This window comes from Marinobacterium litorale DSM 23545, from assembly GCF_000428985.1.
GTDB classification, from domain to species: domain Bacteria; phylum Pseudomonadota; class Gammaproteobacteria; order Pseudomonadales; family Balneatricaceae; genus Marinobacterium_D; species Marinobacterium_D litorale.
Window position 1 is genome coordinate 239,481 of the sequence record NZ_AUAZ01000001.1, and the last position, 16,656, is coordinate 256,136.

Sequence of the window (16,656 nt, forward strand, 5' to 3'; positions counted from 1 at the left end):
TACCGATCTAAGTGGAGTTGGGTAGACGACCTATGAGCACAGAAACTCAGAAAGAGACCCTTGGTTTTCAGACAGAAGTGAAACAGCTGCTGCAGCTGATGATCCACTCTCTCTATTCCAACAAGGAGATCTTCCTGCGCGAACTGATCTCCAACGCATCCGATGCGTCGGAAAAACTGCGTTTTGAGGCCTTGTCGAACGCGGAGCTGTTCGAAAACGATGGTGACCTCAAGATCCGTGTCGAATTCGATGAAGAGGCCAAGACAGTCTCCATCACCGATAACGGCATCGGCATGAGCCGCCAGGATGTGATCGACCACCTGGGTACCATCGCTAAATCTGGCACGGCGAACTTTCTGTCCAACCTGACCGGCGATCAGGCGAAAGACAGCCAGTTGATCGGCCAGTTCGGTGTCGGTTTCTACTCCTCTTTCATCGTGGCCGATCAGGTGGATGTGTTCACCCGCCGTGCGGGCCTTGATGCCAGTGAAGGTGTGCACTGGTCCTCCACCGGTGAGGGCGAGTTCAGCATCGAAAACGTCGACCTGCCGGAGCGCGGTACCAAGATCGTCCTCAAACTCAAAGAGGGTGAAGAGGAGTTTGCCAACGGTTTCCGTCTGCGTACTCTGGTTCGCAAGTACTCCGACCACATCGCCATCCCGGTGTTGATGGAGAAAGAGGAAACGCCGAGCGAGGATGACGAAGAGCAGAAGGACGCTAACAAGGCGCCGGAGTGGGAAACCGTGAACGCGGCCACCGCGCTCTGGTCGCGCAGCAAGAGCGAAATCTCCGATGAGGAGTATAAAGAGTTCTATAAGCACGTCTCCCACGACTTTGCCGAGCCGCTGACCTGGGCTCACAACCAGGTGGAAGGCAACCTGGAATACACCAGCCTGATTTATGTCCCCGAGCGTGCTCCGTTCGACCTCTGGAACCGCGACGCACCCAAGGGACTGAAACTCTATATCCAGCGTGTATTCATTATGGATCAGGCGGATGAGTTCCTGCCCCTCTACCTGCGCTTCATCAAGGGTGTGGTCGACTCCAAGAACCTGTCGCTGAACGTCTCTCGCGAAATCCTGCAGAAAGACCCCAACGTGGACAAGCTGCGCTCGGCCCTGACCAAGCGTGCACTGGATATGCTGTCCAAGCTGGCCAAGAATGATGCCGAGAAATACCAGGCGTTCTGGAAAGAGTTTGGCCAGGTTCTTAAAGAGGGGCCGGCTGAAGATTACAGCAACCGCGAAAAAGTACTTAAGCTGCTGCGCTTCGCCTCTACCCACAACGACAATGCCGAGCAGAATGTCGGTCTGGAAGACTACATCAGCCGCATGAAGGAGGGTCAGGAGAAGATCTACTACGTGGTGGCTGATTCCTACAACGCCGCGAAGAGCAGCCCGCACCTGGAGATCTTCCGCAAGAAGGGTATCGAGGTTCTGCTGCTGTCCGACCGTATCGACGAGTGGATGATGAGCCAGCTGTTCGACTTCGACGGCAAGTCGTTCCAGGACGTAAGCAAGGGCGAACTGAACCTGGGCGATGTGGAGTCCGAAGAGGAGAAGAAGGAGCAGGAAGAGGTCGCCAAGAAGATGGAGGGCCTCACCGAGCGCCTGAACAGCGCCTTCGGCGAGCGCGTCAACGAAGTGCGGGTCACCCACCGTCTGACCGACTCTCCGGCCTGTCTCGTTGTGGGCGACTACGACATGGGCGCACAGATGCGCAAGATCATGGAAGCTGCCGGTCAGCCGGTGCCTGAAGTGAAGCCGACCTTCGAGTACAACCCGGAGCATCCACTGATTGCCAAGCTGGACAGCGAGCCCGATGAAGATCGCTTCAAGGATCTGGCGTTGACCCTGTTCGATCAGGCGGAACTGGCCGCCGGTGGTCAACTGGAAGATCCGGCCGCTTATATCAGCCGTCTCAACAAGCTGCTGCTGGAACTGAGCGCTTAACGGCATCGATCAGCAGTTCGCTACGCAGGGCGGCCTTTGGGTCGCCCTGTTTGTTTCTGGATTCCGAACCCGCCACCCTGTACCTTTCCCGCATCTGGAAAATGGAATTTAACGACCCATGAGCAAGACACTTCGCGTACTGCACAGCTCCGACTGGCACCTTGGACGGCTGCTCTACGGCCGTCGACGCTACGACGAATTTGCGGCCTTTCTGGACTGGATGCTGGAGGTGATTGAGCAGGAGCGGATCGAGCTGCTGCTGATCGCCGGAGATCTGTTCGATACCACCACACCGAGCAACAGGGCTCAGTCTCTCTATTATCGGTTTCTGCATAACGTCGCAGCCTCCCCGTGTCGCCACGTGGTAATCGTGGGTGGCAATCATGACTCGCCCACCTTTCTTAATGCGCCACAGCAGCTTCTGCGGGCGTTGGATGTCCATGTAGTGGGTGCCGCCTGTGATGACCCCGCCGACGAAGTACTGCTTCTGAAAGACACGGCGGGCGAGCCAGAGGCGATTGTCTGCGCCGTCCCCTATCTGCGTGATCGTGATATCCGTCATAGCGAGACTGGAGAAAGTACCGATGACAAAAGCCGCAAACTCATTGAAGGGATATACGACCATTACGCCCGGGTTTGTGCAGCCGGTGAGGCAATGCGTCAGGAGCAGGGCCCGGACCTGCCACTGATCGGCATGGGCCATCTGTTTGCGGCGGGAGGCCAGACACTGGAGGGCGATGGTGTTCGCGATCTTTACGTGGGCTCACTGGCACAGGTCGGTAGTGATTGCTTCCCTGAAACTCTGGATTACGTAGCTCTGGGTCACCTGCACGTACCGCAGACGGTGGCCGGTCAGGAGCGAATTCGTTACAGCGGCTCACCACTGCCCATGGGCTTTGGTGAGGCACACCAGCAGAAACTGCTTTACCGGATTGAGTTCGAGGGGCGTGTGCCTTCAATCCGGATGCTGGAGATTCCCTGCTTCCAGCGCCTGGAACGCCTTAAAGGTGATCAGCAACAGCTGGCTGGCGCTATCGCGAGGTTGGCGACCGGGCGGGAATCGGTCTGGCTGGAAATTCACTATGAGGGCGATGCGATTGCCGCGGATCTGCGCCAGTGGCTGGAAGAGCAGGTCAAAGGAACCCAACTGGAGATCCTGCGGGTGCGCAACAACCGGGTGATTGAACGGGTACTCTCCCGGGTGGGTGAGGAGGAGACACTGGATGACCTGTCGCCCCCCGAGGTATTTGATCGTGCGCTGGCCGCGCACCAGGTGCCAGAGGCTCAGCAGGCGGATCTCAAAGCGTTGTTTAACGGTCTGCTGCGAGAACTCGACGAACAGGATAATCGCGCCGAATAGCGGGTAACAGGGAGAACCTTAATGCGCATACTGAATATCCGCTTCTGCAATCTCAACTCACTGGTGGGCGAGTGGCAGATCGATCTGACCGATCCGGCTTACCTGACCGAGGGGCTGTTCGCCATTACCGGTCCCACCGGGGCGGGCAAGTCCACGCTGCTGGATGCGATCTGTCTCGCGCTCTATGGGCGTACGCCGCGCCAGTCCAATGTCAGTAAAAGCCAGAATGAGGTGATGTCGCGCCAGACCGGTGAATGTTTTGCCGAGGTGGAGTTTGAAACGCCGCAGGGCCGCTGGCGGGTGTACTGGAGCCAACATCGCAGCCGCAAGCGGCCTGATGGAGCATTGCAGCAGCCCAAGCAGGAAATCGTCGAGGTCGCCACCGGCAAGGTGCTCTACACCAAAATCAAGGAGGTGGCCGAGACCATCGAACGTCTCACCGGGATGGATTTTGACCGCTTCACCCGGTCGATGCTGCTGGCACAGGGTGGTTTCGCCGCCTTCCTGCAGGCTGACCCGGATGCGCGGGCACCGATTCTTGAGCAGATCACCGGGACCGCGATCTACTCGGAGATCTCGAAAGCGGTGCATCTGCGCCGCGGCGAGGAAAAACAGAAACTCGATCAGCTCCGGGCAGAACAGTCCGGCTTGCAGCTGTTGGACTCTGAGAGTGAGCAGCAGCTTAAGCTGGAACGCGATGCCGTGGACAAGCAGGTTGTAGCTCAGCAGCAGGGGGTGGCCGAACATCAGAAACTATTGGACTGGCGCGGTCAGCTCGATCGGGAGATCCAGCGAGGTCGTGAGCTTGATAAGAGCCTTCAGGCGCTGAATACAGAGCGAGAGGCGTTTTCAGCCAGCCAAAGCCAGCTTGATCAGGGCTTAAAAGCGCAGGCTTTGCGGACTGCTTATGAGCCGCTACAACAGCGCCGACGTGATTTGGCGCAGCAACGTGAGACGCTTGAGGGTCTGCAGAAGCAGCTGCCCATGCTGGCGGAGGCCGCCCGTCAGGAAGCAGCGAAGGCAGAACAGGCGCAGCAAGGGTTGCAGCAGGCGGAAACGGCGCTGACCGATAAGCAGCCTTTGATCACACAACTGCGAGAGCAGGACTGGAAAGTCGCGGAGCAGCGTAAACTCGTCGAGCAGTTAAAACAGGCGTTGCCCAGGGCGTTGCTGGAGTCCCCGGCGTTGGACACAGAGCAGCTTGGGGCCGAGATTGAGGCGACTGAGCGTGAGCTTCAGGAGCTGCTGGCTGATGGTGGCCGCGATACATTGAACACGCAGCTCGAACAGATCCGCCAGCGTGGCGAACTGCTGGCCGAGCTCAAACACTGGGTGGAGCAGAGCGATACGCTCAACAAGGCCCATACCGCGCTGGAAAATGCTCAGGCTGAACTGGCAGCGCAGCAGGTGCTGGTAAGCACTGAGCTTGGACAAAAACAGCAGCGGACGGAGGCTTTACAGCGTGAGCAGCAAGACCTGTTGAAACTGCAACGACTGGCTCAGCAGATCGCCAGCCTGGAGCAGCAGCGTCATGAGCTGGAAGCCGGTAAACCCTGTCCGCTGTGCGGGTCGCTGGAGCACCCCTGGCGCAGTGACGCGCCGCTGGAGCTCAGCGAAGAAACTGCACGCCTTCAGGCCGTGGAGAAAGAACTGGGTGAGCTTTCAACCGGGGTCAAAACGCTTGAAATCCGCCTGGCGGAGTTGGCTACACAGAAGCGCAGTCACGGTCAGCAAATAGAGCAGAATCGGGCCCAGGTGGCATCGCTTGAGAGTCAGATCAATGAGGCGCTGAAGCCTCTGGGCTGGTCCGCCCGACCCACTGCCGAACAGGTGAAACAGGCACATGGCGACGCCGGCGAGCGCTGGCAGGCTGTGCGTGCCCGGATCAAGCAGATCGACACTCTGGAGGCCAGACAGAAGCAGCAGCGTGAAACCCGGGAGAGGGCGCGTAAACGCACCGAGTATGACCGTGCCTGTATCGCTTTGAGACAACATCAGGAGGCGCGGGCGGCGTTATCACCGGAGCCGGATACGGAAGCCTGGGATAGACGTCTTCAGGGTGCGGTCAGTAGGGCGCGCAAAGCGTTGGAGCAGGCGCGAACGGCTGAGCAGCAACGCAGTCAGCTTCTGGCACAGTGCCGGGCGCAGATTGGCACCGAACAGGCGCGTATCGAGCGGCTAAGCACTGAAATAGGCAGGCTTCAGGCGGAGTTCGACAACGCCCTGTCCGACAGCGCCTTCGCCGATGAGGCGGCCTTCAAAGCGGCGCTGTTGCCTGCAGAGCAGGTTCAGCGCCTGCAACGGGACGCCGATTCACTCAAGGCGCGTGAAAATGAACTTAACGGCCTGCTACGTCATAACCGGGACACGCGGGCGGGGCTGGAACAGCAAGCGTTGACGGAACAGTCCCATGATCAGTTGGACGAGACCATGCGCCAGCTGAAAGGGGATCTGGACCGGCTGCTGGAGCAGCGTGGGAGCCTGCAGCAGCAGCTTGAGCGTAATGAGATACTCAGGCAGCAGTTTGGTGAGCAACAGCGCAGGATAGAGGTGCAGCAACAGGAGCTCAGCCGCTGGGAGCAGTTGCATGAACTGATCGGATCCGCCGATGGCAAGAAGTTCCGCAACTTTGCCCAGGGGCTTACCTTTGAGCTGATGGTGGGCCATGCCAATCGCCAGCTGCAAAAAATGTCGGATCGCTATCTGCTGGTGCGCGACCTGGATCAGCCGCTGGAACTGAACGTGATCGATAACTATCAGGCGGGGGAGGTGCGCTCCACCAAGAACCTGTCGGGGGGTGAAAGTTTTCTTATCAGTCTGGCGTTGGCGCTGGGGCTTTCCGGCATGGCCAGCCGCAATGTGCGCGTGGATTCCCTGTTTCTCGATGAGGGGTTCGGCACGTTGGATGAGGACGCGTTGGAAACAGCACTGGATACCCTGGCCGGGTTGCAGCAGGAGGGCAAGTTGATCGGTGTCATCTCCCATGTTCAGGCGCTCAAGGAACGAATCGCTACCCGTATCGAGGTCCAGCCGCTCAGCGGCGGGCGTAGCCGGATTCAGGGCCCCGGTTGTAGCGGTTGAACTGGCGAACTGCGTTAACTCCTCTATGCTGAGTTCGATAGCTGTCCAAGAGACAGATCGATATGGGGAGGGCCTATGCAATCACCCTGGCGGGCGCTGTTTGACGCGAATGCCAAATCGCGCCCCTACCTCAATGCGGAACTGGATGCGCTGTTATCCATGCTGCGTCAGGCCGCCGGCGCCGGTCATGGCCGTGAGCGCCAGGCGGAGCTTGCGCAGACCCTGAGTGGACTGGCGCTTCCTGCCTGGCTGATCGGCGAGATTATCAGTGATCACAATGATCTGATCTATCACTGTGCCATTGAACGGGCACTGGACCAGATGCGCGCTGACGGCTGGGGGGAGCCCCCGGTCGGCTTTTGCGTGATTGTCATGGGCTCCGGCGGTCGCCATGAGAGCCTGCTTGCGCCGGACCAGGATAATGGCCTGATTCTTGGCAGCTATCCGATGCATCGCCACAACGAGGTCGATACCTGGTTCAGGACCTTTGCCGAACTTTTCACCGAATACCTGGATCAGTCGGGCATTCCTTTTTGCCGTGGCGATGTGATGGCTTCGCGCCCCCTCTGGCGTAAGCCGGTTAACGAATGGCAGACTCAGATGCGGCTTTGGATGGCGGGCCGGCGCGTTAAGCAGGTTCAGCAGTGCAATATTCTGTTCGACTTTGCCCCGGTTTATGGTGATGTGGCCTTGGTTGAACCGGTACGCGAAGCGATTTTTCATTCGGTACCCACCGCAGGTCTTTTTCTCAACGAGATGGCGGAGCTGCTCGATGAGGTGCCGGTGGCTCTGGACCGTCTTGACCGGTTGCAGGGCGATGGTCGGGAAGCGCCGCATCCACGGGCTATCAATCTTAAACGTCAGGGGCTTTTGCCGATGACAGCGGCGCTGCGTCTGCTGGCGCTGGTGTATGGCTGCCGAGAGGTGGCCACCCGTGAACGTCTGTTCTGGCTGGAGCGCACCGGCGTTCTCAAACCCCGGCAGGGTCAGGCTCTGGCGGCGGTGTTTGAACGACTTGTTAAGCTTCTGCTGGAGGCACAGACCGAGCGCAGCCTGAAAGGTGCGCGGCCTGATAACTGGATCGATCCCGAGCAGCTCTCGGCACTGGAGCGCGAACAGTTACGCTTTGATCTCAAAGCGGTCCGTAGCCTGGTACGCAAAGCCGGTCAGTCCACATCGGTGGTCTCTTCAGGAGCCCGCGGTAACTCAAGAACCAAGCAGGCACCGCCCAGGCGCTCGGACCTGTCGATCCAGAGCCGCCCCCCCAGCTGATTGACGATGCCGCGGCTGATTGGCAAGCCTAAACCGGTGCCACGGGGGCGCTGATGGGAGCCGCCTTTTTCCTCCAGGCTGCGTGCCTGTTCGATCTGGTGAAACTTCTCGAACACTTTCTCCCGTTCCTGCTCGACGATGCCGCTGCCGTTGTCCTCCACGGTTACCCGGAAGCCGCGTTTGTAAGGCGCGACGGTTGCCAGTACCTGTCCTTCGTTCTCGTCAGCGAACTTACTGGCGTTGTCGAGCAGGTTGATTAACACCTGTTGTAGCCGGTCCGGATCGGCGATAACCGGACAGGGGGACGCGGTCAGCTTTAATTCATGGCTAATGCCGCGCTCCTGGAACAGGTGTGTCACCGCTTCCAGCGCGCGGGAGAGCAGCTCCTGCAGATCGCAGTGTTCGGGGTGAAGTGTCATCCGGCCCGATTCCAGGCGCGCCAGATCGAGAATCTCTTCGATCAGGCGTGACAGGCGTTCACTTTCCCGGACGATGATTGCCAGGAAGTGTGTTTGCTGCTCCCGGTCCAGGTCATCACTGTCGCGCAGTATCTCCGCAAATGCCCGGATCGATGTGAGGGGGGTGCGCAGCTCATGGCTGACCATGGCGACGAATTCATCTTTAAGCCGGTCCAGTTCGCGCAGGCGTTCGTTGGCGCTGCGCAGCTCTTCACCGATGCGGGCAAGCTCCGTAGATTTCTGCTCCAGTCGGCGGTTGTACTCCAGCGTTTGCGAAGTCGTGTCCAGAATGCTGAGGATGGAGGACATATCCAACGCTTCACCCCGGACCACAGAGTTGATCAGTATCCGCGCGGTAGCGCTGCCCAACGCACCGGTCAGGCCCTGCTCGGCGGCCGCGATCATCTGAGGGGTTGCCGGTGTTTCGTCGTCTGGCCGTTCTGTCCCAAGCAGGCGGGTGGTGGAGGACTGCCCCAGGTAGCGCACCAGCAGGCCGAACAGTTCACGTCTGCTGGCCTGGCCCTGCCAGATGGGGGCCTGCTCCGCTTCGGGCTTCAGTGCGTTGGTAAAAAGCGCCGCCTGAGTCTGTTCAAGATGACCCGGTCGGGCAAACAGTGAAATGCCGACCAGCAAGCCGATATTGACCAACATTGTCCAGAACAGCGCATGCGTATAGATATCCCAGCCTTCAAGCCCGAACAGGGCGTAGGGGCGTAACGTCTCGATACCGAAAGGCCCCTGCTCGATAAAACCGGTATCAAGCCAGCCCGACAGGGCAAAGCCCGGAATCAACAGGGTCCAGGCCCAGACCAGGATACCGGCGATCATACCGCAGGCTGCCCCGGTACGGCTGGCACCACGCCAGTAGAGGCCGAGCAGCAAAGCGGGGGCAAACTGGGCAGCCGCGGCGAAAGAGACCAGGCCGATAGTGACCAGACTGTATGCCTCGCCGATCAGGGCGTGGTACAGATATCCGAGAATCAGGATGAAAACGATAGCCACCCGTCGGATACCCAGCAACCAGCCGGACAGGTCTCGCCTCTGATCAAGCTGCAGGGCTCGCCAGCGCAGCAGCAACGGCATCACCAACTGGTTGCTGACCATGGTTGAAAGCGCGATGGTTTCCACGATCATCATGCTGGTCGCGGCTGACAAGCCGCCGATAAAGACCAGCATCGGCAACCCGTTAAGCCCTGCCGAGAGCGGCAGCGTCAGCACATAGTTATCGGGCTCACCGGTCGTACTCCCACCCAGCATGCCGGCCAGGGCAATTGGAATTACAAACAGGTTGATCAGCAGCAGATAAAAAGGGAACAGCCAGCAGGCACGCTTCAAATGTTCTTCGTTGACGTTCTCCACCACGAGCACCTGAAACTGGCGTGGTAGCGTGATGAACGCCAGCATCGCGAGAATCAGGGTGCCAAACCAGCCCAGCGCGCCCCCGGGAATCTGCTCCAGGCCAAAGTGATGGGCGGCTTCAGGCAGGAGCTGGGCGGCCGTGGCAAACAGGTCAGCCGGCCCTTGGTAGAGCACAAAGGTGGCAAACACACCCACGGCCACGAATGCGAACAGTTTGACCAGTGACTCAAACGCGATAGCGGTGACCATCCCCTCATGCCGCTCGCTGGCGTCCAGGTGGCGGGTACCGAACAGAATGATAAACACGGCCAGCACCAGCGCGACCCAGAACGCTTTATCGTTCCAGAAACCTGTCAGCGACAGAGCCGGTGGCGTTTGTCGGGGATACTCCGTCAGAATACCGTAACTGACCGTGATCGCTTTCAGCTGCAGGGCGATATAGGGCATGATCGCCACGATTGCGATGGCCGCGACCAGTGCGCCCAGTGCGCCACTCTTGCCATAACGCGCGCTGATAAAGTCGGCAATGGAGGTGATGCGCTGAGCGCGGGCGATACGGATCATCTTGCGGATCAGCATCCAGCCACAGAGCATGGCCAGTGTTGGCCCCAGGTAGATCAGCAGATAACTTAATCCGGTGGTGGCGGCTCGCCCCACACTGCCATAGAAGGTCCAGGCGGTGCAGTAAACGGCGATAGACAGCGCGTAGATCGTGGGTGAGTTGACCAGTGAACGGCGTTGTTCCGCCCGCCGGTCGCCCCAGGCGGCAATGATGAACAGCAGCGCCAGATAGCTGAAGGAGATGGTCAGCACCAGCCCTTCAATCCTCATGGCGGCCCTCCAGAATCAGTGCCGATATAAGTATCACCAGTGCCCAAATCAGGTAGATCGCCACTGGCAGTGCCGAAAAACCAAGGCCCAGTGGGCGGTCAAACAGGAGTAACAGGGGCGGGGAGAACAGCAGAAGCGCCAGAATCGTCAGTGCCAGTAAACGGCTTTCGGCGCGCTTTCTCATGATAATGCTCCCTGTTTCTGGAACTCCAGAGCGTCTCCCAGGTTCATAACGCCCCGGCTTTCCAGGCGCGGAATCAGCGCCAGCACCAGCTCGGCGGTTACCCGGGCATCGCCCAGCGCCGTGTGGCGAGTGCCGGGGGGAAACTGGATCTGGAAGCGGTCGGCCAGCGCATCCAGGCCGTGGGCTTCCAGTGTGGGGTCAAGAGCTCGGGATAATGCCAGAGTGTCCAGTACCGGCATATCAAACTGCAACTCGCTGCCTTCCGCTGCCAGGTTCAGAGCCAGCAGATCGAAGGCGGCATTATGAGCAACCAATACACCCCGGCCCACATATTCCCGGAAGCGCGGCAATACGACCGCCACCGGAGGTGCCTGGTTTACATCGTCATCGCACAGGCCATGGATCCGGGTGCTTTGTGGTGGAATCGGGCGCTCCGGATTGACCAGTTGATCATAGTAGTCCTGTGCCAGCAGGCGTCCGTTAACAATCCGGCAAGCTGCCAGACTGATAACCCGATCGCCTTTGCGAAGCTCCAGCCCGGTCGTCTCGGTATCGAAGACCACCATCTCAAGTTGTGTCAGAGGGATCTTCTGTAACTGGCTATCGGGTGGGGGTAACTCCGCGATACTGAAGTCGTGAAACTCCGGACGTGCGTCCCGGTCGGTTGTCAGCGCCGGTGTCGCTGGCTCCAGACCGCGCTCGGAGGCGGGGAGTGGCAGACGCAGGCAGGCCAGGCCTCTGCGAGCCCCGGCCCGGGACCAGAGCTCTGCCCCATGCTGTGAGAGGACATCGGAGATCCGGGGAGAGAAGGGGTCATCGAACAGCGCGGTCGTCTCCCATTGCTGGATACGGGCGTGGCTGATCGGCTCTCCGTGCCAGGTGAGATCCAGATAAACCCGCCGGTTGCCCAGAAGCGGCTCGATATCCAGGGCATTGATCGACACCTCTTGCTGCAGCAAGCGAATCAGTACCGACAGCATTGAGAGTACGGCCGGGGCATCCACCTTCAGCCAGACCGGGATCCCCACCGGTGTGATGCTGATCTGTTGATCGGCGAGTCTTTCGCTCAGTGCCGCCAGCAGATCATTGGACCAGGTCTCCTCCAGCCGTGCCTGGGAGAGCTGCTGCGATTCGATCACCCGGGTCAGTCCGTCCAGTTCTCTGGCCAGTGCATCCCCTTCCTCGATAATAGCGCCGTGTAGACGGTCAAGTATCTGTGGATCATCAGTTGCCTGCTCCAGTAGCTGGGCGGCGCTGTTAAGACTGCCCAGGTGGCCTCTCATCCGGGGGACCAGCGTGGCCAGTGAGCGGCGCCAACTTTGCTCCGCAGAGAGCTCGTGGGTCGTATCGTGAAGCGTGATCAGTGCCCCGCCATGACGCGCTCCGAGACGGCGCAGATCGCAGCGGTACCAACGTGAGCGTCCGGGCAAAAGCAGCTGGCGCGGGCTGCCATTATCAGGCAGCTGGCGCAGAGTTTCTCCCAGACTGGAATGTGGAATCAGCTGGGAGATACTGCGGCCCAACCCAAGCGCCGGGTTCTCGGCAAATACGTTCTGAGCGGCGGGGTTAAACAGCAACAGTCGCTGGTGGCGGTCACAGATCAGCAGGGGTGTGGCGAGCTCCTGAACAACGCTTTCCAACTCCTCCTGAATAAACGCGGCCTTGCCTGCGCCTTCCTGGTGAGCGTGTTCAATCCGTGCCCGATCTTCGCGCCAGCCGCTGCGTATCCTGTCGAGATCCGGCTCCAGATTTATCAGCCAGCCGGAAAGCGGGAAATCGCCGCGGGCATCCGGGCTGGCTATCAGCCGTGCCAGCAATACTTGAAGCTGTCGTAGCGGTGCCAACAGCTTGCGCTCCAGCAGTGCTCCGCCGCACAGGACCAACGCGCCGGGCAGGAAAGCCAGACACCAGACAACGATCCGGGAGGGGCCGTCCAAGGTGTTTCGGGTTTCCAGCCATGCGATCAGGCCCAAGGGGATAAACAGACAGGCGCCGGCGAGCAGAAGCCAGATGCCGATCAATTGCTGGCGGGAGCGCATGATCAATCTCCATCAGGTATCTGGGCCAGCAGCGACTGCACCCGCGTCACCAGCTCTTGCGTTGAGAACGGCTTGGTGACGTAATCATTGGCCCCCAGTGCAATGCCTTTCTCCTTCTCGACCTCCCGCCCGTGGGCTGTGAGCATGATGACCGGCAGCGATGTACAGGCTGGGTTAGCGCGTATCTCCTCCAGCAACTCAAAGCCGCTGGTATCGGGTAGGCTGATATCGAGCAGTACGATATCCGGGTGGCTTGCCTCGAGGTGCTCCCGGGCCTGGGCGCCTGTCGCGGCTGTCAGCACCTGAAAGCCGGAGCGCTGCATCAGAAACTCCAGCGAGAGCAGAATGTTGGGTTCGTCATCTACGATCAGAACCTGGGCCATTGGTACTCCTTACTTCGTTTTTGCACCGAAGGGTAGCGGGGAAAGGCTCTACAGGCAGTCTAGTGCGGGTTGAACAAAGTTGGTAACCGGTGGTAGCGGAGGATAACCGTAAAGTAGCAGCGAAAAAGTCGCGGCTTTGCTTTTTATCGCAGGTGCAACAGAGTTAAAATGCGGGTTTTATTGCTTCGCCAAGATAAAGGAACTGCAATGCTGATCGATAGGTTGCGTCAGGGCGCTGTGCTGGCTGCCGCTACGTTGACATTAACCCTGTCAACACAGGCCCACAGTGAGACGGAGGCGGATCCATGGGAAGGGTTCAACCGTGCCATGTTCTCGTTTAATGAGCAGGTCGACCGTTATGCGCTCAAGCCGGTCGCTCAGGGCTATCGTTTCGTGATGCCTGACCTGGCGGAGCAGGGCGTATCCAACTTTTTCGACAACATCGGCGATGTGGGCTCTGCCGTCAATAATCTGCTGCAGGGCAAAGTGGATGCGGCATTGACCAGTGTGACCCGGGTTGTTTTCAATTCGACGATTGGTCTGGCCGGTCTTATCGATGTGGCGACCCCCATGGGGCTGGAAGAGAAGCCGGAAGATTTCGGTCAGACTCTGGGCTACTGGGGAATGGGGTCCGGACCCTATCTGGTGCTACCGTTGCTCGGGCCGAGTTCTGTGCGAGATGGGCTTGGACGTATACCGAATAGCATGCTTGATCCGGTTTCCGACGTTGATCACGTTCCAACCCGCAACTCCCTGTACGGGCTGCGTCTGATCGATGCGCGCGTGCGGCTGATGACAGCGGAACAGATCATTTCGGGTGATCGATACATCTTTGTGCGGGATGCCTATTTGCAGCGCCGTCAGTTTTTAGTCCATGATGGCCAGATACCCGTACGCTACGACGATAACGACTTCTGATTATCCCCGACCAAATGGGCTCAATGGGTGAGTCGGTCGTGGTCTATCAGCTAAATCGAGCAACTGATTAATGAGTCTCAGAGAGCAGGCGATCCTGATGGTGTCGGCCTCGACAGCTGTCACTGATCTGATATTCGAGCTCTGCGAACAGTGTGAAAGTGAACACCTGCGCATTTTCGTTGCCCGCACGACGGACGAAGTGGAGCACCTGCTTGAGCATCGTATGATCTCGATGGCGATCGTCGACCGGTCGACTCTCTCCGATCTGCCCTATCTCAGTCAGCTGGCGCGCGCTATAAACCCCATGCCTACAGTCGCTCTGGTAGAGGAAGGAACCGCGGAAAGCCTGGTGGCGTCGTTACGTAATGGGGCCGACGATGTTTTTTCTCTGACAGAGTTGCAGACCCATCCTGAGCTGTTCGTTGATGCCATGACGCGCCAGCTCAAACGGGTGCAGATGATCGAAGAGGCGCGTTTCTTGCGAGAGAGCCTGGAGCGCAGCCTTGATGAGCTGCGCGCCGACCAGCACGCCGCTCAGCAGCTTCAGCAGAAGCTGTTGCCGCCGCCGGTTCGCGAACTCAACCACGTCTGTTTTCAATATATCCTTCAGCCCAGCCTGTTGCTCAGTGGCGATTTTGTCGACTCAATAGCCATCAACGAGAATCAGACGGTTTTTTACCTGGCCGACGTATCCGGGCACGGAGCCTCGTCTGCACTGGTCACGGTGTTACTGAAAAACATGACCTACCGCCTGGTACGAAACTACAACCGCAACTCCAGTTTTGATATCCAGTCGCCGCTGGCAACGTTACACCGGGTCAACCGTGAACTGCTGTTGACCGGTCTGGGTAAACATCTCACGATGTTTATCGGCCTGATTGATGAAAGGGACTCCAGTCTGACCTATGCTGTTGGGGGGCATCATCCAATGCCAATTCTCAGGCAACGGGGCGAGGCGGTGTATCTCGAAGGACGGGGTATGCCGATCGGTTTGTTTGAAGAGCCGGTATTCGATGAAAGACGTATTGATCTGGACCCCGAGTTTTCGCTTACCCTGTTCTCGGACGGAATCCTGGAAGTAGCCGAAGGTGAAACACTGGAAGCGAAGGAACAGCTTTTGCTGGAGGCGTGTAAAGGTAAAAATCTGTCGCCCCAATCAATTTTTGACTGTATCATCCCGGTCGGGCGCATAAACCCGGACGATGTAGCGATCATGACGGTAACTCGAGTGTGACTATGAGCGATGGCTCTATTTTTTACGCCTGTCGCGACGGCCATTACGTTCTGAAGTTTGTGGGTGAGGTGCGTCTGACGCTCTGCTCCACAATCGATCTGCACCTGGAATCTGTCCTGGCACGCCGCGAGATCAGTGATACGCTGATCGATCTGACCGAAACCACCACGATTGACAGTACCTCGCTGGGGTTGATCGCCAAACTCGCGATCAAGGCCTCTGAGCTGGGCATGCCGCGCCCGACGCTGATCTCCACCAATCCTGATATTACCCGGATACTTTATTCCATGGGGTTTGATCAGGTTTTCCTGTTGCTCGACAGTGTGCCCACCAGTGGGGTCGATCTTGAGCAGGTGCCCTTTGTACAGGAATCCGAAGACCAGGTGCGAGAGCGGATTATCGGCGCACACCGGGTGTTGATCGACCTTAACGAAGCCAACCGGGCGGCGTTCAAAGACCTGGTGGCAACGCTGGAGAACTGCAGTTAGCGGGGCGGTCTTCAAAGCAGGCAATAAAAAAGGATCCCTGACGGATCCTTTTTTATTGCCTGAAAAGCAGCGGGGCGTCCCCCGCGTTTTATCAGTAGTCGAACTTGCGGTCGGTGTAGATACGGAACGCTTTTTCCCAGACAGGACCGACTTCGCCATTACCGACCGGCTGATCATCCAGGCGGGTAACCGGCGCGATCTCTTTGGAGGAGCTGGTGATCCAGATCTCGTCAGCATTGCGCACTTCGTCCATGGTGATGGTACGCTCTTCCACCGGAATGCTGCCGTCGGCCTTAATGCTGTCGATGATGATACGGCGGGTAATGCCCGGCAGGATCTGGTTGTCTTCCACGGGCGTGATTACGGTACCGTCTTTGACAATGAAGACGTTACAAGAGCTGCCCTCGGTCAATTCGTTTTTCTGGTTGTAGAGCAGGATTTCGTTATTGCCGGATGCATGCCCCTGCTGGAAGTGCATGACGTTGCCCAGCAGTGAGGTCGATTTGATGTTGCAGCGCTTCCAGCGCAGATCTTCGGTGCTGGAAACCTTGTAGGCGTGAACGGCTGAACGATCCACCGGCTCCGGGTCCTTGATACCGAACGTGAACGCGAAAATGGTCGGCTCAACATTTTCCGGGTACGCATGGAAGCGTTTGGTATCGGCGCCGCGGGAAACGTGCAGATAAACACCGAAGTTGCTGCCTTCGTTCTGGTCGATCAGGGAATCAAGCAGCTGACGCCATTCGTCGATGCTCTTCTCGCACTTAATCTCAAGCGCCTTCAGGCCATTGATCATACGCTGCATGTGCAGAGCAAAACCCACGGGCTTGCGGTTGTAGTAGGGGATCACTTCATAGATGCCATCACCGAACAGAAAACCGCGATCCAGCGGAGAAATACGGGCCTCTTCAAGAGGAACAAAGGCGCCGTTTACGTAAGCAATACTCATTATAAAAACCTCTCTATGTCCGGAGCCGGCTGGTAATCGCCAACTGGCATCTCATCTACTGTGTCATTGAAGCAAGAGTTTTATAAAAGTGGATATCTATTTCAATAACCCTGAAAAGAAAAAGATAATTTCACAAAAATGGTTAATA

The 16,656-nt window shown here is 58.3% G+C and carries 12 protein-coding genes; 7 read left to right on the plus strand and 5 right to left on the minus strand.

All coding sequences use genetic code 11. From position 1 onward, the window contains the following. Positions 1–32: 32 nt before the first annotated feature. From htpG to G403_RS21725, 4 genes are all read left to right on the plus strand, one after another. Positions 33–1,952, plus strand: a complete 1,920-nt coding sequence (htpG, locus tag G403_RS0101120; protein WP_027852359.1) for a molecular chaperone HtpG — start codon at positions 33–35, stop codon at positions 1,950–1,952. 118 nt (positions 1,953–2,070) lie between these two features. After that, a complete protein-coding gene (locus tag G403_RS0101125; protein ID WP_027852360.1) occupies positions 2,071–3,312 on the plus strand; it encodes an exonuclease SbcCD subunit D C-terminal domain-containing protein in 1,242 nt (413 codons plus the stop codon). Positions 3,313–3,333: 21 nt separating this feature from the next. Next, a complete protein-coding gene (locus tag G403_RS0101130) occupies positions 3,334–6,393 on the plus strand; it encodes an AAA family ATPase (RefSeq protein ID WP_027852361.1) in 3,060 nt (1,019 codons plus the stop codon). 75 nt (positions 6,394–6,468) lie between these two features. Beyond that, entirely contained in the window at positions 6,469–7,665 is a 1,197-nt protein-coding gene (locus G403_RS21725; RefSeq protein WP_051298328.1) for a DUF294 nucleotidyltransferase-like domain-containing protein, read from the plus strand. On the opposite strand, the gene G403_RS0101140 is transcribed toward G403_RS21725, so the two are convergent. From G403_RS0101140 to G403_RS0101155, 4 genes are read right to left on the minus strand one after another with little or no spacing between them, the layout of a single operon-like run. Next, positions 7,560–10,313: an ATP-binding protein gene (locus tag G403_RS0101140; protein WP_027852362.1), complete on the minus strand. Its 2,754-nt coding sequence runs from the start codon at positions 10,311–10,313 to the stop codon at positions 7,560–7,562. The genes G403_RS21725 and G403_RS0101140 overlap by 106 nt on opposite strands. After that, on the minus strand, positions 10,303–10,497 hold the full coding sequence (locus G403_RS0101145; protein WP_027852363.1) for a hypothetical protein: 195 nt from the start codon (positions 10,495–10,497) through the stop codon (positions 10,303–10,305). The genes G403_RS0101140 and G403_RS0101145 overlap by 11 nt, the downstream gene beginning before the upstream one ends. Continuing rightward, a complete protein-coding gene (locus G403_RS0101150) occupies positions 10,494–12,536 on the minus strand; it encodes a 3'-5' exonuclease (RefSeq protein WP_027852364.1) in 2,043 nt (680 codons plus the stop codon). Before G403_RS0101150 ends, G403_RS0101145 begins: the two co-directional genes overlap by 4 nt. A 2-nt stretch (positions 12,537–12,538) precedes the next feature. After that, positions 12,539–12,919, minus strand: a complete 381-nt coding sequence (locus tag G403_RS0101155) for a response regulator transcription factor (RefSeq protein WP_027852365.1) — start codon at positions 12,917–12,919, stop codon at positions 12,539–12,541. Between the two features lie 207 nt (positions 12,920–13,126). Here G403_RS0101155 and G403_RS0101160 point away from each other — a divergent pair, with 207 nt between their 5' ends. The 3 genes from G403_RS0101160 to G403_RS0101170 all read left to right on the plus strand — a co-directional run bounded on the left by G403_RS0101160 (position 13,127) and on the right by G403_RS0101170 (position 15,559). Further along, entirely contained in the window at positions 13,127–13,837 is a 711-nt protein-coding gene (locus G403_RS0101160) for an MlaA family lipoprotein (RefSeq protein WP_156899616.1), read from the plus strand. 70 nt (positions 13,838–13,907) lie between these two features. Then, a complete protein-coding gene (locus G403_RS0101165) occupies positions 13,908–15,071 on the plus strand; it encodes a PP2C family protein-serine/threonine phosphatase (protein ID WP_084403883.1) in 1,164 nt (387 codons plus the stop codon). 2 nt (positions 15,072–15,073) lie between these two features. Beyond that, the gene (locus G403_RS0101170) at positions 15,074–15,559 is read left to right on the plus strand and encodes an STAS domain-containing protein (RefSeq protein ID WP_027852368.1); all 486 of its coding nucleotides are present in this window, start codon (positions 15,074–15,076) and stop codon (positions 15,557–15,559) included. A gap of 91 nt (positions 15,560–15,650) precedes the next feature. On the opposite strand, the gene G403_RS0101175 is transcribed toward G403_RS0101170, so the two are convergent. After that, positions 15,651–16,508 (minus strand): aminotransferase class IV, encoded by an 858-nt coding sequence (locus tag G403_RS0101175; protein ID WP_027852369.1) that lies wholly within the window; start codon positions 16,506–16,508, stop codon positions 15,651–15,653. Between the last annotated feature and the right edge of the window lie 148 nt (positions 16,509–16,656).